Here is a 14,758-nt window from a genome sequence, read left to right as displayed (position 1 = left end):
GATGCCTGTCACGACCAGCCCCGCGCCGCGCCCGTTCTATCCCGCCCAATTGCTCGCCGTGTCGGGCCGAGCGCTGGCCCAGCTCGTGCGCACGCCGTCGCATTCGCGCCGCGCCGCGGCCGCCCGAAAGCTGGCGCGGCATTCGCTGTGGCTCAGCGCGGCGGGGGCGGCCCTCGTCATCGTGCTGATGGTCGCCTTCGACCAGACCGAGATCCAGCTGATGCCGGCGCGCGGCACGCCGGGCCTGTGGCCGATCCGCATCCTCACCGATTTCGGCAAGGACGAGTACCTGCTCATCGCGCTGGGCGCTGCGCTTGTGGTGCTGGCGCTCGTTGCGGCAGGGCTGCACGGCACACGGCGCGCGCTGCTGCTCGGGCTCGGCACGCGCGTGCAATTCCTGTTTCTGTCGATTGCCGTGTCGGCGCTCGCCGCGGAGATCCTGAAATACATCATCGGGCGCGGACGTCCGTTTGTCGGCGGCAAGGCCAACCCCTTCAACTTCGTGCCGTTCGAGGGGAGCGGCGCCTATGCCAGCCTGCCGTCGGGCCACGCTGTGGCAGCGTTCGCGCTGGCGTTTGCGGTCTCGGCGCTGTGGCCGCGCCTGCGCGTGTTCATGTTCACTTACGCAATCGTGATCGTGTTGACCCGCCTGGTGCTGCTCGCGCATCACCCGAGCGACGTCGTGGCCGGCGCCCTGGTCGGCATGGTCGGCGCAATGGCGGTCCGCTATTGGTTCGCAGCCCGGCGGCTGGGTTTTGCCATCCGTGCCGACGGCACCATCGTGCCGCTTCCCGGGGCGGTCTCGGGGCGCCTCAAAAGGGTTGCCCACGGGGCATCCGCCCCATAAAAGCGGCTGCCTGCCGGGGACCCTTGGTTCCGCTGGGGCAGGCCAATGCCAACCACGAGCTTTGATTTGTCGACGTCCCAGCCTTCGGTTTCCATCGTCGTTCCCGTACGCAACGAAGCCGACAACATCGCGCCGCTGATCGCGGAGATCGGCGCGGCGCTCGATGGTCGCTGGGCCTACGAGATCATCTACGTCAACGACGGCTCGACCGATGCGACTGGCGAACGACTCGCGGCGCTCATGGCGCAACGGGGCAATTTGCGCCAGCTCCGCCATGCCAGATCGGGCGGCCAATCCGCGGCCGTGCGCAGCGGCGTGCGCGCGGCGCGCGGGGCGATCGTGGCAACCCTCGACGGCGACGGCCAGAACAATCCGGCCTTTCTGCCCGACCTGATCGCCGCGGTCGAGAAGGGAGCAGGGCGCGTCGGCCTCGCTGCAGGGCAGCGCATCGGACGCAAGGATACCGGCTTCAAGAAATTCCAGTCGCGCGTGGCGAACGGCGTCCGCAATGCCATCCTGAAGGACGGCACGCGGGATACCGGCTGCGGGCTCAAGGCGTTCCGGCGCGAGGTTTTCCTGATGATGCCCTATTTCGACGGGCTGCATCGCTTCCTGCCGGCGCTGGTCCGCCGCGAAGGCTACGACATCGCCTATGTCGACGTGATCGACCGGCCGCGCCATTCCGGCGTGTCGAACTACGGCTTCTTCGACCGGCTGTGGATCGGAATCATGGATCTTGTTGGCGTGTGGTGGCTGATCCGTCGCAAGAAGCCGACACCAGAAGTGACTGAGGTGAACGCATGATCATCCAATACGGTCAGGCGTTGAGCAACTATCTCTACGACGTCTTCGTCGCCAAGTTCGATTTCTGGCTGGCATTCGGCCTCGTCGCGCAGCTGTTCTTCACTGCGCGCTTCCTGGTGCAGTGGATCGCGAGCGAGCGCGCCGGCAACAGCGTGGTGCCGATGGCGTTCTGGTTCTGCTCGATGGGCGGCGGGCTGATGACGCTGGTCTACGGCGTCGTCAAGCGCGAGCCGGTCATCATCCTCGGACAATCGCTGGCGACGGTGATCTATATCCGCAACATCATGCTGATCCTCAAGAACCGCGGCAAGGCGTCGAAGACGCTGGAGCGCTGAGCAGGCGCTAGCGCGGCACTGCCGGGGCCGCACCCGACGCGGGCAAGGCGGCCGTCTCCGTCTCGGTCCTGCGATAGGGCACGCCGGCCGCGTCCAGCACGGGATAGGCGACCGAGCAGATGTGCGAATGGATGCGCCTGAGGTCGCGCAGCACGTCGAGATGCAGTGACGTGGTTTCGATGGTTTCGGGTCGGCCCTCGCGCAGGCGGTCCAGATGCCGCTCGACCGCGGCGAGCTCGGTGTTGCGCAGCGCGGTCTTCTCCACCAGCAGCTTGCGCGCCTCGTTGGCATCGCCCGACATGAAGACGCCGAAGGCGATCCGCAGCGAGTCCATCGTGCGCTTGTGGAAGGCGGCGAGCTCGTCGGCCCCTTCCGCCGAGAACTGGAAGCGCCGCTTGATCTTCTTGGTGGCGAGCTCGCTCAGGCTCTTGTCGATGATGTCGCCGATGTGTTCGAGGTTGATGGCGAAGGAGATGATCTCCATCGCGCGCCGTCCTTCGCTCTCGTCGAGGCTGCCCCGCATCAGCTTGGTCACGTAGAGCTTGATGGCCTCGTCGAGACCGTCGACGAAATTGTCCATCTTGGAGACCTGGTCGACCAGCGCACGGTCGCCCGTCATCATCGCGGCCATCACCTTGCGCAGCATCACCTCGACGAGATCGCCCATGCGCAGCGTCTCGCGGGCGGCGTCGGCGAGCGCCAGCGACGGCGTCTCCAGCGCGGTCTCGTCCAGATAGCGCGGCCGGGCCGGGTCGGCCTCCTGCACGCGATCCGGCAGCAGGCGGGTGAGCAGGCGCGACATGACGTCGAGCAGGCCGATGAAGACGACGGCCGTGCCGACATTGAAGGCGATGTGGAAAGCCGCCGTCATCCTGGCGAGATCGGGCTGCCAGGCGTGCATGTGCTCGGCGATGGTGCCGAGGAAAGGCAGGACGAGCGCAATCCCGACCACGCGGTTGACGAGATTGCCGACCGGCAGGCGATAGCTTGCGGCATCGTCGCGCTTGGCACCCTCGAACACGGGATTGATGGCGCTGCCGAGATTGGCGCCAAGCACGAGGGCCAGGGCCGCGTAGGGCGTGATGAACTGCGAATAGGCAAGCGACATGATCAGGAGCACGCTGGCGACGCTCGAATGCACCGCCCAGGTGACGAGGGCGGCGATGACGATGCACAGGACAGGATCGCCGGTGATGGCCGACATCATGACGCGCACGCCTGGCGCGTTCTCGGCCGGTGCCAGCGTGTCGAGCAGGATGTGCAGCGAGAGCAGCATCAGGCCGAGGCCGATGCAGACGCGGCCGATGTCCTTGATCCGCGAGCGCGGGCCGGTGCGGAAGGCGACGAGGCCCAGCACGAACAGCACGGGGGCAACGGCTGCGATGTTGAACGACAGCACCTGCACGATCAGCGTGGTGCCGACATTGGCCCCGAGCATGATGGCGAGCGCCGCCGCTAGGCTGACGAGCCCCTCGGCCGCGAACGAGCTGGTGATCAAGGCGGTTGCCGTGCTGCTCTGGAGCAGGGCGGTGAGCCCGAGGCCGGCGGCGAAGGCGCTGACGCGGTTGCTCAGCGCCTTGCCGAGCAAGCGCCGCAGGTCGGGGCCGAAGGCGCGCAGAATGCCGCTGTGGACCATGTGCAGGCCCCACAGCAACAGCGCCACGCCGCCCATCAGATCGAGCAGTACCAACGTTCCCATGCTCCGTGTCCGGACTAGAGTCGATTGGTGAGGCTAGCGCCAAATGCTTGAGGATCAAACTTTTTGTTGGCGCGTCGGCGTTAACGTTTACAGGTGGCTCACGTTCCCCGGCGCACGTTGGCGCGTGCGCAGGCGCAATGCCCTGTGAGCAGGCTCACATTGCCGCTTTGAGGGCAGCAAAGCCGCGATCGAGATCGGCCTTGAGATCGTCGGTGTTCTCGAGCCCGATGTGCAGGCGCAGGGTCGGACCACCCGGCGACCACTTGGTCGCCGTGCGATAGGCGTCGCAGTCGAAGGGAATCGCAAGGCTTTCGAAGCCGCCCCAGGAGAAGCCCATGCCGAACAGCTTGAGCGTGTTGAGCATGGTGTCGACGGCCTGCTGCGGCGCCGGTTTCAGCACGATGCTGAACAGTCCGGATGCGCCGGTGAAGTCGCGCTTCCAGATGGCGTGACCGGGATCGCTCTCCAGGCCCGGATGCAACACGCGTGCGACCTCGGGCCGGCTCGCGAGCCAGCGCGCCATCTCGAGGCCGGACCGATGATGCTGCGCCAGCCGAACCGACAGTGTGCGCAGGCCGCGCAGCGCGAGAAAGACGTCGTCGGGGCCTGCGCAGACGCCGAGCAGGCGGATGCCTTCGGCAACCATCGGCCAGGTCTTGGCATTGGCCGAGATCGTGCCGAACATGATGTCGGAATGGCCGCCGATATATTTCGTGGCGGCCTGCATGCTGATGTCGACGCCCTGGTCGAGCGAGCGGTGAAAGAGCGGCGTCGCCCAGGTGTTGTCGTCGATCACGAGCGCGCCGCGCGCATGCGCGACCTCGGCGATGGCGCGAATGTCCGGCATCTCGAACGACTGCGAGCCCGGCGCCTCGACCAGCACCGCACGCGTGTTCGGCTTGAATAGCTTGTCGATGCCGGTGCCGATCAGCGGGTCGAAATAGGTGGTCTCGACGCCGAAGCGGGCGAGCATGCCGTTGCAGAAATTGCGCGAGGGCCGGTAGATGTTGTCGACGACCAGGATGTGGTCGCCGGTCTTCAACACCGAGAGCAAGGTGGTGGAGATCGCCGACAGCCCCGAGGGGACGATGCCGACGCCGACGCATTGCGGCCCCTCCAGCGCCATCAGCGTCTCCTGGAACGCCTTGGTGGTGGGGGAACCGTGGCGGCCATAGGTGAATTCACCGCGATGGGCGTGCAGATCTTCGGCGGTCGGATAGAGCACGGTCGAGCCGTGGAACACCGGCGGATTGACGAACCCCTTCTGCGCCTTGGTGTCGCGGCCGGAGGTGACCAGCCGGGTCTCGGGCTGCTGCTGGGAGGGGTGCGAGGAATCCATGCGTCTGCTTTCAAAACCGCGTTTCCGTGAGCGGATGTCGCGCCCGCGGGCCGGCCGAGAGGCCGCTGACGTTAATAACAGAACACAGAAGAGTCCCGTCAACCCCTTGACCCGGCAAGCCAGTCGTTCTGTGATGCGCGGGTGCTATTCAGTCGCCGCATGTTGAGGGGCCTGCCGCGACCTTCGATCCATCGTCTGACCGAACCTTGCGCCGCAGCCGGAAAAAAGGGCGGGCGCCAGCGGCGGGGATTAGGGTATGGCCTCTCAGGATGGGCGGGTGTTCGGCAAGGTTTTCCAGCATGACTCTTGCAGGGCCGGTGTTGATATGTCCGGTCCGGCAGGGACGATCCTGAGACAACGTTCCTTGAGACGACTTTGAAAGGCCCAAAGCCCATGAAACGCGTAACCCTGGCTCTCACCCTTGCTCTCGCCGCCGGCCTCTCCGCCCAAGCCGCCGATGCGCAAACGCTCAAGACCGTCAAGGACCGGGGCATGCTGTCCTGCGGCGTCAGCCAGGGCCTGCCGGGCTTCTCCTCGCCCGACGACAAGGGCAACTGGACCGGTATCGATGTCGACGTCTGCCGCGCCATCGCCGGGGCGATCTTCAACGATCCGAGCAAGGTCAAGTATGTGCCGCTGTCGGCCAAGGACCGCTTCACCGCGCTGCAATCCGGCGAGATCGACGTGCTCTCGCGCAACACCACCTGGACCATCTCGCGCGACACCTCGCTCGGTGCCAACTTCACCGGCGTGACCTATTATGACGGGCAGGGCTTCATGGTGAAGAAGTCGCTCAAGGTGAATTCGGCGCTCGAGCTCAACAGCGCCTCGGTCTGCGTGCAGACCGGCACGACCACCGAGCAGAATCTCGCCGACTACTTCAAGGCCAACAACATGAAGTACGAGGTGATCGCGTTCGCCACCAACGACGAGACCGTCAAGGCCTATGAAGCCGGGCGCTGCGACGTCTTCACCACCGACCAGTCCGGCCTCTATGCCAACCGGCTGAAGCTCGCCAATCCCAACGACCATATGGTGCTGCCCGAGATCATTTCGAAGGAGCCGCTCGGCCCGATGGTGCGCCACGGCGACGACCAGTGGTTCGACATCGTGAAATGGACGCTGTTCGCGATGGTCACCGCCGAAGAGCTCGGCGTGACCTCGAAGAACGTCGACGAGAAGGCGAAGCTGGAAAATCCCGAGCTGAAGCGCGTCCTCGGCACCGACGGCAATTTCGGCGAACAGCTCGGCCTGACCAAGGACTGGGTGGTGCGGATCGTGAAGGCGGTCGGCAATTACGGCGAAGTGTTCGATCGCAACGTCGGCGCGGGCTCGCCGCTCGCCATCAATCGTGGGCTCAACAATCTCTGGAACAAGGGCGGTCTTCAGTACGCGCCGCCGATCCGCTGATCGCTCTGATCCGCTGGCGGCGGCATGAGCACCGAGGCCCGAAAACCGCCGCCCCAGATCGCCCTGAAGATCAGGCGCATTCTGGGCGGCAAGGCAGGCTGGAACGGCGTCGCCGTCCAGTTTGCCTTCGCGGCGATCCTGGGCTGGATCGGCTATGAGATCGTCTCCAATGCCCGCGCCAACCTCGAGAACCAGCACATCGCCGCCGGCTTCGGCTTCCTCAGGAACAATGCCGGGTTCGACGTCAATCAGACCCTGATCCCCTATACCGGCTCGGACACGTTCCTGCGCGTCTTCGTGGTCGGGCTCCTCAACACGCTCGTGGTCTCGGTGGTGGGCATCTTCTTCGCCACTGTGATCGGCTTCGTCGTCGCGCTGTGCCGGCTGTCGCCGAACTGGCTGTTGTCGCGCGTCGGCGAGATCTATGTCGAGATCATCCGTAACCTGCCGCTGCTGTTCCAGATCCTGTTCTGGTACCTGGCGGTGCTTGCGGCCTTGCCCAATCCACGCCAGAGCATCTCGCTGCTCGGCATCGTCTTCCTCAGCAATCGCGGTCTCGTCGTTCCGAGCCCGATTGGCGGCAGCGGCTTGGAGCCATTCCTGGCGGTGCTGGCGTTCGGCGTCGTCGCGGCCCTGGCCTTGCGCTATCATGCCCGGCGCGCACTGTTTCAGCGGGGGCAGGTGATCCGGATCTGGCCCTATGTGCTGGGTCTTCTGATCGGCTTGCCGCTCGCCACCATGCTGCTGACCGGCTTGCCGTTCACCTTCGAGCTGCCGCAGCTCAAGGGGTTCAACTTCGCCGGCGGCTCGCGGATCATTCCGGAATTCGTGGCACTGACGCTGGCGCTGTCGACCTATACCGCTGCCTTCATCGCCGAAATCGTGCGCGCCGGCATCCTGTCGGTCCACAAGGGTCAGATGGAGGCGGGATCGTCACTGGGGCTCAGCCGCGGCAACACGCTGCGGCTGATCGTGGTGCCGCAGGCCATGCGCGTCATCGTGCCGCCGTTGACCAACCAGTACCTCAATCTCACCAAGAACTCGTCGCTGGCGGTCGCGATCGGCTATCCTGACCTCGTCTCGGTGTTCGCCGGCACGTCGCTGAGCCAGACCGGGCAGGCGATCGAGATCATCGCCATGACGATGGGCATCTACCTCCTGATCTCGCTGCTCACCAGCGCGATCATGAGCGTCTATGGTTGGCGCGTCAGCCGGAGTCTGGGCGCATGAGCGATATCGCCTCCAGCAGTTTCGTCCGCCAGGACCTGCTCACCGAGCGTCCCGCGCCGGTGAAGACCACGGGCTTCGTCGGCTTGGTGCGGACGCGCCTGTTCAACTCGCCGACCAACATCCTGCTCACCATCGTGGGCGCCTTGCTGCTGTGGTTCGCCGTCGTTCCCTCGGTCAAGTTCCTGGTGGCCGATGCGGTCTGGAGCGGCAAGGATCGCACGGCTTGCCTTGCGGAAAACGCCGGCTTCGTGGTCGGCGCCTGCTGGCCCTACATCCAGGCGAAGCTGCCGCAACTGATCTACGGCTTCTATCCCGAGGCCGAGCGCTGGCGGGTCAATCTCACCTTCATCCTTGCCGTGGCGCTGCTGGTGCCGCTGCTCGTGCCGCGTCTCCCGGCGAAGGGGCTCAACGCCAGCCTGTTCTTCGTCGCCTTTCCCGTGGTCGCGTTCTTCCTGCTGCACGGCGGCGGCATCAAGGGTTTTGGCCTCAGCTGGACGGCCGGGCTGCTGGAATTGTTCGACGACAGCATCATCGGTGCCGGGCAGGCCCTGCTCGGTCTCAGCAAAACGTCGGCGGTCGGACCGCTGTTGTGGGTGGTCGGGAGTTTCGTCGTGCTGCTCGGTACGGCGATCCATTGGCTGATCCTGCCGCTGACCTGGCTGCGCGATCAGATCCAGGGCGCCGGTCAATCGGTCTGGGCCGATTTCGCCGTCACGGCCGTGATCGTCTCCCTGATCGCCTTCGGCTTCGGCGGGGGCTTGCGTACAGGTTGGCGCGCTCTCGCCTCCAGCATCGTTGCCTTCCTCGCCATCGCCGTCGTGATCAAGCTGATGGGGCTCGACAGCGGCGGCCTGCCGGTCGTGACGACGAATTTGTGGGGCGGCCTGCTGGTGACGCTGGTGGTCTCCGTCACCGGCATCGTCACCTCGCTGCCGATCGGCATTGCGCTGGCGCTCGGCCGCCGGTCCACCATCCCCCTGATCCGGATCTTCTCGATCGCCTTCATCGAGTTCTGGCGCGGCGTGCCGCTGATCACCGTGCTGTTCTTCGCCACCTACATGCTGCCGCTGTTCCTGCCCGGCAATTTCACCGTCGACGGCCTCGTCCGCGCGCTGATCGGGATTGCGCTGTTCACGGGCGCCTACCAGGCCGAGAACGTCCGCGGCGGGCTTGCTGCGATCCAGCGCGGGCAGGGCGAGGCGGCCGCGGCGCTCGGGCTATCCTGGTGGAAGACGACCTCGCTGATCGTGCTGCCGCAGGCCCTGCGCCACGTCATTCCAAATCTCGTCAACAGCTTCATCTCGCTGTTCAAGGACACCTCGCTGGTCTCGATCGTGGCGCTGTTCGATCTCCTGGGGTCGCTACGCGCCTCGTTCTCGGACCCGAAATGGTCGACGCCCTCGACCGCGTTCACGGGCTTCGCCTTCGCCGGGATCATCTACTTCCTCTTCTGCTTTGGAATGTCGCGCTACTCGCTGTTCGTCGAGCATCGTCTCAACGCCCATCGTCGCAACTGATCGAGGTCCCCATGACAGACCCCATCGTCAAGATTTCCGGCCTCAACAAATGGTACGGCGACTTTCACGTGCTGCGCGACATCGACCTCGATGTCCGCAAGGGCGAGCGCATCGTGATCTGCGGGCCCTCCGGCTCAGGCAAGTCGACGCTGATCCGCTGCATCAATGCGCTCGAGGAATTCCAGGAAGGCGAGATCGTCGTCGACGGCATCGAGCTTGGGCCCAACCTCAAGCACGTCGACGCGGTCCGCCGCGAGGTCGGCATGGTGTTCCAGAGCTTCAATCTGTTCCCGCATCTCACGGTGCTCGACAATTGCACGCTGGCGCCGATCTGGGTGCGCAACATCCCGAAGAAGGACGCCGAGGCGACCGCGATGAAGTTCCTGGAGCGGGTCAAGATCCCGCATCAGGCCAACAAGTTTCCCGGCCAGATGTCCGGCGGACAGCAGCAGCGCGTCGCGATCGCGAGGGCCCTGACCATGAATCCGAAGGTCATGCTGTTCGACGAGCCGACCTCGGCACTCGACCCCGAAATGGTCAAGGAGGTGCTGGACACCATGGTGGACCTCGCCGGGGAGGGCATGACCATGCTGGTCGTCACCCACGAAATGGGCTTTGCCCGCGAGGTCGCCAACCGCGTGGTGTTCATGGACGCTGGCCAGATCATCGAGGCGAATACCCCGAACGAGTTCTTTGCCGCACCCCAGCATGCCCGCACCAAACTGTTCCTGAGCCAGATCCTGCGCTGAGCGCCTGCAGCCCGGCGACCGCGCCGGCCTGACTGACCCGCCAGCCTCGCACCAGCGAATCAGCTTTGCCTCTTTTCGGGCGATTCCCCGGAGAGAGACCTTGCAGAGCAGTGTCGGCGCGCGCGCGTACCAGAATGCGCGATTGCAGAAGAAGTTGAGGAAGCAGGCGGACGCCGTCATGTCCCTCGCCGTCGAGGCGCTCCGGCAGGGCCGATTTGCGGAGGCCGAGACGCTCTGCCGCGGAATTGTGGAGGAGGTGCCGGATCATTTCCACGCCACGCACCTGCTCGGCCTGCGCGCCTACGAGTGCGGGCGACTGGAAGAGGCGCAGCAGCTGCTCGCGCGCGCGGTTGAACTCGATCCGCGCTCGCCCGATGCACATGGCAATCTCGGCGCCGTGTATTTCGACCTGCAGAAGTTTCAGGACGCCCGCGCATGCCAGGAGAAGGCCATTGCGCTGAAGCCGAATTGTCCGATCACCCTGACCAATCTCGGTAACACGCTGCTCAACATCGGCCTTGGCGAGCAGGCGATCGGACTTCACGACCGCGCCATCCGGCTGCGGCCGGACTATGCCGACGCATTCTGCAACCGCGGCATGGCGGAGCTGATGATCGGTCGGCTCGAGCGTGCCAAGGAGAGTTTCGAACGCACCCTTTCGTTTCAGCCGCGACACGCCGAAGCGCTCGCGGGCAAGGGCATGGTGTGCATCGAGCTGCGGCACTACGAGGAGGCGGAGGCCGCCCTCGCGGCGGGGCTCGCGATCAAGCCGGGGGCGCCGCGGATCCTGGCGCAGCGCGGGCGGCTGAACTTCGATCTGTACCGGCTGGAGCAGGCCGCCGCGGACTTCGACGCGGCGCTGGCACAATCGCCGCGGCTCGAGCTCGCGCTGCGCGGCAAGGCGCAGGTCAATCTGCTCATGGGAAACACGACGCAGGCGATCGCGGCCGTCAAGACGCTGCTCGAGGACAATCCGCGGTCGGACTACGCAACCGTGCTCCTCGGTGCGTGCTATGCGAACCAGGGCGATGTCGCCACGGCCCTCAAATATCTCGACGCGGCGCTCGAAATCTCGCCAGACTATGCGGATGCCATCGCCCGCAAGATCTTTATCCTGGACTATCTGCCGGAGGCTGATTTCGCCATCCAGCAGGCGGCGCGAAAATCCTGGTGGGATGCGATCGGCAACCGGCTGCCGCAGCGGACGCTGCCGCCGCGGCAGCTCGATCCGGACCGGCGGATCGTCGTCGGCTATGTCGCCTCGGAATTCAGGAACCATTCGGCCGCATTTGGTCTGTTGCCGGTGCTGCGCCATCATGATCATTCGAGGTTCGAGATCGTCTGCTATTCCTGCTGGCCGTTGCAGGATGAGGTTACCGAGCGATTCAAGCCTCTGGCAGACGTCTGGGTGGAGGCCGCACAGCTTTCGGACGACGAGCTGGCCGATCGCATCCAGGCCGACAAGGTCGACATCCTGATCGACGTGTCCGGGCATACGGCCGGCAACCGGCTTGGCGTATTCGCCCGCAAGCCGGCCCCGATCCAGGTCACGGGCTTCGGACACGCCACGGGCACTGGCCTTCAGACCATGGACTACGTGCTCGCCGATCCCATCTTCATTCCGCCATCGGCGCGTCCTTTGCTGGCCGAGGAGGTCCATGACCTGCCGTGTCTGATCACGATCGATCCCATCCTGGACGTGCCGCCTTCGGAGCTCCCCATGCTCCGCAACGGCCATGTGACCTTCGGCGTGTTCAACCGCATCTACAAGATCTCGGATGAGGCGATCCGCGTGTGGTCGAAGGTGATGCGCGAGGTGAGGGGCTCGAAGATCATCATCAAGCACGGGCTGCTCGACGATCCCCTGCTGCGCGACGGCTTGATCGCACGGTTCGTGGCACAAGGCATTGCCGAAGAGAATATCACCTGCATGGGCTCGACCTCGCGCCATGACCATCTGCTCGCCTTTGCCAAGGTCGACATCTCTCTCGACCCGTTTCCGCAAAATGGCGGCATCAGCACTTGGGAATCCCTTTATGCGGGCGTTCCGGTCGTCGCCAAGCTCGGCCTTGGCGCTTCCTCGCGCGCCGGTGGCTCGATCGTGGCGGCGGTCGGTCTCGACGATTGGGTCGCCGAGGACGACGACGGCTATGCCGCGATCGTGTGCAAATACGCGGCGCAGCCTGATCGCCTGGCGAAGTTGCGCGCGGAGTTGCCGGTCCGGATCGCGGCTTCGCCCGCCGGAAACGTCGAGCTGTACACGCGCGAGGTCGAAGCAGCCTATCGCCGGTTCTGGCGCGATCACTGTGCCGGCGCTGCCGGACGCGGCGAGGCGGGGTAAGCGGCCCTTGCATCGCCCCCGGGAAATCCCGGAGTCGCTGCGGGTCGGGTGACGAGCCGGCCAGGGCCGCGAATCAGTTAGACTCGCACCAGGGCATTCTCCGGAGAGACACCTTGCAGACCAGCGGCGGCGGCGCGCGCGCATTCCAGAACGCGCGATTGCAGAAGAAGTTGATGAAGCAGGCCGACGCCGTCATCGCCGCTGCGGCGAACGCCTATGGCCAGGGCCGATATACCGAGACCGAGGCGCTGTGCCGCGAGATCCTGAAAGCCCTTCCGGATCATATCGACGCCCTGCACCTGCTCGGCATGTGCGCCCATGACGCCCGGCGCCTCGAGGAGGCGAAGGAGCTGCTGGAGCGCGTCATTGCGCTCGACCCGCGCCTGCACGATGCCCACAACAACCTCGCCACAGTGCATTTCGACCTCGGCAATTACGAAGAGGCTCGGCGATGCCAGGAGAGGGCGATCGCGTTGAAGCCGAATTTCGCGGTGGCGCTGACAAATCTCGGCAACACGCTGATGCATATGGCGCTCTACGAGCAGGCGCTCGAGATGCACGAGCGCGCGATCAAGATCAAACCGGATTATGCCGATGCGCTCTGCAATCGCGGCATGGTCGAGCTCGTGCTTGGGCAGGTCATGCGCGCCAAGGAGAGTTTCGATCGCGCCCTGCTGTTTCAGCCGCGCCACGCCGAGGCGATCGTCGGCGTTGGCATGGTCAGCATGGAGCTGCGGCACCACGAGGAGGCGGCGGCCAAGTTCGCCATGGCGCTCGCGATCAAGCCCGGCGCGCCGAGAATCCTGGCCCAGCGGGGACGGCTGAGCTACGAGCTGCAGCGTCTTGAGCCCGCGCTTGCGGATTTCGATGCGGCGCTCGCGATTTCGCCCAAGCTCGAACTGGCTCTCCGGGGCAAGGCGCAGGTCTGCCTGGTCATGGGGAGGACCGCGCAGGCGATGGCGGCCGCGACGACCTTGATCGAACGAAATCCGCGCTCCGAAATAGGGTTGGCGCTGCTGGGCTTCGCCTATTCCAACCAGGGAGACATGGACTCCGCGATCCAATATCTCGATCGCGCCCTGGCGCTCCGACCGGATTATGGGGACGCGATCAGGGGCAAGATCTTCTTGCTGGACTACCTCGCAGACGCCGATTTCGCGGTCCAGCAGGCGGTACGAAAATCCTGGTGGGATGCGATCGGCTCGAGGATACCGCGAAGGACGCTGCCGAAGCGGCCGCTCGATCCGGACAAGCGGATCGTGGTCGGCTACGTCGCCGCCGAATTCCGGCAGCACTCGGCGGGACTCACGTTGCTGCCGGTGCTGCGCAACCATGATCACGCCAAGTTTGAGATCATCTGCTATTATTCCTGGCCGGGAGCGGACGAGTACACCGCCAAGTTCAAGTCAATGGCGGACGTCTGGGTCGACGCCTGGCAGATGTCGGACGACGAGCTCGCCGATCGTATTCAGGCCGACAATGTCGACATCCTGATCGACGTTTCCGGCCACACCACCGGTAACAGGCTGCAATGCTTCGCGCGAAAGCCGGCTCCGATCCAGGCCACTGGATTCGGACACGCCACGGGTACGGGCATGCCGACCATGGACTATGTGCTCGCGGATCCCATTTTCATTCCGCCATCGGTTCGGCATTTGTTTCCGGAGAAGATCTATGATCTCCCGTGCCTGATCACGATGGAGCCGGTCACCAATCTGCAGCCTTCCGAGCTGCCGATGCTCCGCAATGGCTACGTCACCTTCGGCGTGTTCAACCGCATCTACAAGATCTCGGATGATGCGATCCGCGTGTGGTCGCGCATCATGCGGGAGGTGCCGGGATCGAAGATCGTCCTCAAGCATGGTTTGCTCGATGATACGCTGCTGCGCGACAGCCTGATCGCACGCTTCATCGCGCAGGGCATTGCGGAGGAGAACATCACGTGCCTCGGCACCACCTCGCGCGACGACCATCTGATGGCCTTCGACCAGATCGACATTTCGCTCGACACGTTTCCGCAGAACGGCGGCATCAGCACCTGGGAATCCCTCTACAAGGGCGTTCCGGTCGTCGCCAAGCTCGGCATTGGCGCCTCCTCGCGTGCCGGCGCGTCGATCGTGGCCGCCGTCGGGCTCGGCGACTGGGTCGCGGAGGATGACGACGGCTATGTCGAGATCACCCGCAAGTTCGCCTCCCAGCCCGAGCATCTGGCGAAATTGCGTGCGGACCTGCCGGCCCGGATTGCAGCCTCGCCCGCCGGCAATGTCGAGATCTACACGCGTGAGCTCGAAGCGGGTTACCGCCAATTCTGGCGCGACTATTGTGCCGCCGCTTCGGAAGGCGGCGACGCCACGTAGGCGGAGCGGCCGCGCCACGCGGTTCCAAAAGCCGGATCCGCCGTGAGCCCCGGGATATTCCCGAGGGCCGCCGGCCGTACCGACCGGCCCGGGACGAATCAGTTAGACTCGGCCTGGGCCATCCCCCGGA

Annotated in this window: 11 protein-coding genes; 9 read left to right on the top strand and 2 right to left on the bottom strand. The window is 65.1% G+C overall.

Features of this window, described 5'->3' with window-relative positions; translation table 11 throughout:
• The first annotated feature begins 1 nt into the window (after position 1).
• The 3 genes from CO669_RS25040 (at position 2) to CO669_RS25030 (ending at position 1,986) form a co-directional block, all read left to right on the top strand.
• Positions 2-847, top strand: coding sequence for a phosphatase PAP2 family protein (locus tag CO669_RS25040; protein ID WP_097662604.1), 846 nt, complete (start codon positions 2-4; stop codon positions 845-847).
• Positions 848-913: 66 nt separating this feature from the next.
• On the top strand, positions 914-1,651 hold the full coding sequence (locus CO669_RS25035; protein WP_245444468.1) for a glycosyltransferase family 2 protein: 738 nt from the start codon (positions 914-916) through the stop codon (positions 1,649-1,651).
• Complete coding sequence (locus CO669_RS25030; RefSeq protein ID WP_097662602.1) at positions 1,648-1,986, top strand: lipid-A-disaccharide synthase N-terminal domain-containing protein; 339 nt, start codon at positions 1,648-1,650, stop codon at positions 1,984-1,986. Before CO669_RS25035 ends, CO669_RS25030 begins: the two co-directional genes overlap by 4 nt.
• A gap of 7 nt (positions 1,987-1,993) precedes the next feature.
• Here CO669_RS25030 and CO669_RS25025 read toward each other — a convergent pair whose 3' ends face one another.
• Together CO669_RS25025 and metC are read right to left on the bottom strand one after the other, a co-directional pair.
• Positions 1,994-3,685 carry a Na/Pi cotransporter family protein gene (locus tag CO669_RS25025; protein ID WP_097662601.1) on the bottom strand — a complete coding sequence of 564 codons (1,692 nt, stop codon included), beginning with the start codon at positions 3,683-3,685 and terminating at the stop codon, positions 1,994-1,996.
• A 154-nt stretch (positions 3,686-3,839) separates the two neighbouring features.
• Entirely contained in the window at positions 3,840-5,024 is a 1,185-nt protein-coding gene (metC, locus tag CO669_RS25020; protein ID WP_097662600.1) for a cystathionine beta-lyase, read from the bottom strand.
• A gap of 393 nt (positions 5,025-5,417) precedes the next feature.
• Here metC and CO669_RS25015 point away from each other — a divergent pair, with 393 nt between their 5' ends.
• The 6 genes from CO669_RS25015 to CO669_RS24990 all read left to right on the top strand — a co-directional run bounded on the left by CO669_RS25015 (position 5,418) and on the right by CO669_RS24990 (position 14,628).
• A complete protein-coding gene (locus CO669_RS25015) occupies positions 5,418-6,434 on the top strand; it encodes an amino acid ABC transporter substrate-binding protein (RefSeq protein ID WP_097662599.1) in 1,017 nt (338 codons plus the stop codon).
• A 24-nt stretch (positions 6,435-6,458) separates the two neighbouring features.
• Positions 6,459-7,664 (top strand): amino acid ABC transporter permease, encoded by a 1,206-nt coding sequence (locus CO669_RS25010; protein WP_097662598.1) that lies wholly within the window; start codon positions 6,459-6,461, stop codon positions 7,662-7,664.
• Positions 7,661-9,181, top strand: coding sequence for an amino acid ABC transporter permease (locus CO669_RS25005; protein WP_097662597.1), 1,521 nt, complete (start codon positions 7,661-7,663; stop codon positions 9,179-9,181). The genes CO669_RS25010 and CO669_RS25005 overlap by 4 nt, the downstream gene beginning before the upstream one ends.
• Before the next feature lie 11 nt (positions 9,182-9,192).
• Complete coding sequence (locus CO669_RS25000) at positions 9,193-9,930, top strand: amino acid ABC transporter ATP-binding protein (protein WP_097662596.1); 738 nt, start codon at positions 9,193-9,195, stop codon at positions 9,928-9,930.
• Between the two features lie 100 nt (positions 9,931-10,030).
• Positions 10,031-12,271 carry an O-linked N-acetylglucosamine transferase, SPINDLY family protein gene (locus tag CO669_RS24995; RefSeq protein WP_198964251.1) on the top strand — a complete coding sequence of 747 codons (2,241 nt, stop codon included), beginning with the start codon at positions 10,031-10,033 and terminating at the stop codon, positions 12,269-12,271.
• A gap of 113 nt (positions 12,272-12,384) precedes the next feature.
• Positions 12,385-14,628, top strand: a complete 2,244-nt coding sequence (locus CO669_RS24990) for an O-linked N-acetylglucosamine transferase, SPINDLY family protein (RefSeq protein ID WP_198964250.1) — start codon at positions 12,385-12,387, stop codon at positions 14,626-14,628.
• Positions 14,629-14,758: the final 130 nt, after the last annotated feature.

Origin of the sequence: Bradyrhizobium sp. Y36 (genome assembly GCF_002531575.1) — a bacterium.
In the GTDB taxonomy this organism is placed as follows: domain Bacteria; phylum Pseudomonadota; class Alphaproteobacteria; order Rhizobiales; family Xanthobacteraceae; genus Bradyrhizobium.
This window is presented reverse-complemented; position numbering and strand designations above follow the sequence as displayed.